This window comes from Mesorhizobium sp. M1E.F.Ca.ET.063.01.1.1 (assembly GCF_003998155.1).
Classification (GTDB): Bacteria; Pseudomonadota; Alphaproteobacteria; order Rhizobiales; family Rhizobiaceae; genus Mesorhizobium.
This window is the reverse complement of record NZ_RZSC01000926.1, coordinates 1-2,036: the sequence shown is the minus strand read 5'-3', so window position 1 is coordinate 2,036 and position 2,036 is coordinate 1. Positions and strand designations below refer to the sequence as shown.

At 63.2% G+C, this 2,036-nt stretch carries 3 protein-coding genes; 2 read left to right on the top strand and 1 reads right to left on the bottom strand.

What is annotated here, in order from left to right:
- Together EOA29_RS34345 and EOA29_RS34340 are read left to right on the top strand one after the other, a co-directional pair.
- Positions 1-953, top strand: a 953-nt coding sequence (locus EOA29_RS34345; RefSeq protein ID WP_145969983.1) for a DUF1624 domain-containing protein, incomplete at its 5' end; no start/stop codon positions are given.
- Entirely contained in the window at positions 950-1,429 is a 480-nt protein-coding gene (locus tag EOA29_RS34340; RefSeq protein WP_126093235.1) for an isoprenylcysteine carboxylmethyltransferase family protein, read from the top strand. The genes EOA29_RS34345 and EOA29_RS34340, both read left to right, overlap by 4 nt.
- 12 nt (positions 1,430-1,441) lie before the next feature.
- On the opposite strand, the gene EOA29_RS34335 is transcribed toward EOA29_RS34340, so the two are convergent.
- Positions 1,442-2,036, bottom strand: a 595-nt coding sequence (locus tag EOA29_RS34335; protein WP_210213209.1) for an HXXEE domain-containing protein, incomplete at its 5' end; no start/stop codon positions are given.

The window sequence follows — 2,036 nt, the reverse complement described above, 5'->3', positions numbered from 1 at the left end:
GCCGCATCGCCGCCATCGATATCCTGCGCGGCATCGCGCTGATCGCAATGGCGAGCTACCACTTCACCTGGGACCTCGAAAACTTCGGCTACACAGCGCCCGGCCTGACCGCTTTCGGCTGGTGGAAGCTCTACGCCCGCGGCATCGCCTCGACCTTCCTTTTCCTGGTCGGCGTCAGCCTGTTCCTGGCGCATGGCCGCCAGATCCGCTGGCCGGGCTTCTGGAAACGCTTTGCCATGGTTGCGGTCGCGGCGATCGCCATCTCGGCCGTCACCTATATCGCGACTCCGGACGGCTTCATCTTCTTCGGCATCCTGCATGAGATCGCGCTGGCCAGCCTGCTCGGTCTCGCGTTTCTCAGGCTGCCGGCGCTGCTGACGGCAATTGTCGCAGCAGCCGTGATCGCGGCGCCCTCCTATCTGCGCTCGGAAGTCTTCGACCATCCGGCGCTGTGGTGGGTCGGGCTGTCGGCGACCAACCCGCGCTCCAACGACTATGTGCCGCAGTTTCCATGGTTCGGCGCGGTGCTCGCGGGCATGGCGGCGGTTAAGCTCGCTTCAGCGTCGGGCCTTCTCGCCTGGCTGGGAACCTGGACACCCAGCCGTTGGTCGAACCCGCTCACCTTCATTGGCCGGCACAGCCTTGCCTTCTACCTCATCCATCAGCCGGTGCTGTTCGGCTCGGTCTGGCTGTTGTCGCAGGTCATGCCTCCCGCCCCTCAGGACAAGGAAGCCGGCTTCCTGCCGGCTTGCCAGGCGCAGTGCGAACAGCAGCGGGACACGAAGTTCTGTTCAAGCTATTGTGGCTGCATGCTGGACACGCTGAAGGGCGAAGGGTCTCTCGACAAGCTCTACAGCAACGACCAGTCCAGCGCCTGGAAATCGCATCTGGCCGATCTGGCGAGCACCTGCACCGCCGCGACCGAGGACGAGATGGAGGGAGGGCAGCAATGACAGGCGTCGCAAAGCCCAGACACGGGATCATTCCCTGGCCGCCCGTGATCTATGTCGTGGCGATAGTGCTGAGCGTCGTGCTCGGCATGCTCTACCCGCTGCCCTGGATCGGCGACATCTTTGGCGACATCCTGGTCGGCGCCGGCTGGGTGGCGCTCTTCGGCGTCGCAGCACTTTGGGTCACGGCGATCCGAGCCATGGTGCGCGCGAAAACCACGCTCGATCCTAATGCCGAGCCCGACCATCTGGTGACGTCGGGCCCTTTCGGCGTCACCCGCAATCCGATGTATCTCGCCAACACGCTCCTGTTGATCGGCGTTTCTTTCATCACCGGCATCGCCTGGTTCCTGCTGTTCGCCTTCCTCGCCGCCTTCGCGACGCAGAAGCTGGCGATCGAGAAGGAAGAAAAGATGCTGGCGGCGAAGTTCGGCAAGAAATACCGCGACTACGCGAAAAGAGTGCGGCGCTGGATCTGATCGTGACACAGCCTACGTTCGGCGTGATGCCTTTCCGGTGTCGGGCCACAGTTTTCTGCCGAGATAAAACAGCGCCGGGATCGACAGCATGATCGCCATGACGACAGCCGGCCCGGCCCAGGCGAAACGCATCGGTGCGATGTATTCCTCCCGAAACGCCTGACGCAGCAGCGCGGCGGTGACCGGCAGGTTCAACGCAAGAGCGGTCGCAGTGCCCGGCATATAGCGGCGCATGGCAATTGTGGCGAGGAGGTGTGGAAAGACCACATTGAGCAGCATCGCCAGCGCGTAACCTGACAGAAGATACGCGCCGAGGCTCCCTCGCCCCTGAACGCTGGCGAGCACAGCGGCAATGCCTGCAAGAAGAGTGAGCATGGACACGGCGAACCGGAATTCGCGCGCCCCGACAGGACTATGCCAACGCCCGGCCTGCTCCGACCAGGCTGGCAACAGAAGTGCTTCTTCCAGATTGTGGACGACGACTGCGGCGACAAACAGCCAAGTCAGAATCATGAACACGGTTTGATCGATCGCCAGTTCAACGGAAGTGGGCGGTCCCTCAGGTGTTGACGCCAAGCTCCGCCAGCCGCTCGACGCAGGACTCTTC

Coding starts and splice junctions, on each gene's coding strand:
- EOA29_RS34340 (WP_126093235.1), top strand. CDS start 950: ATGACAGGCGTCGCAAAGCCCAGACACGGGATCATTCCCTGGCCGCCC.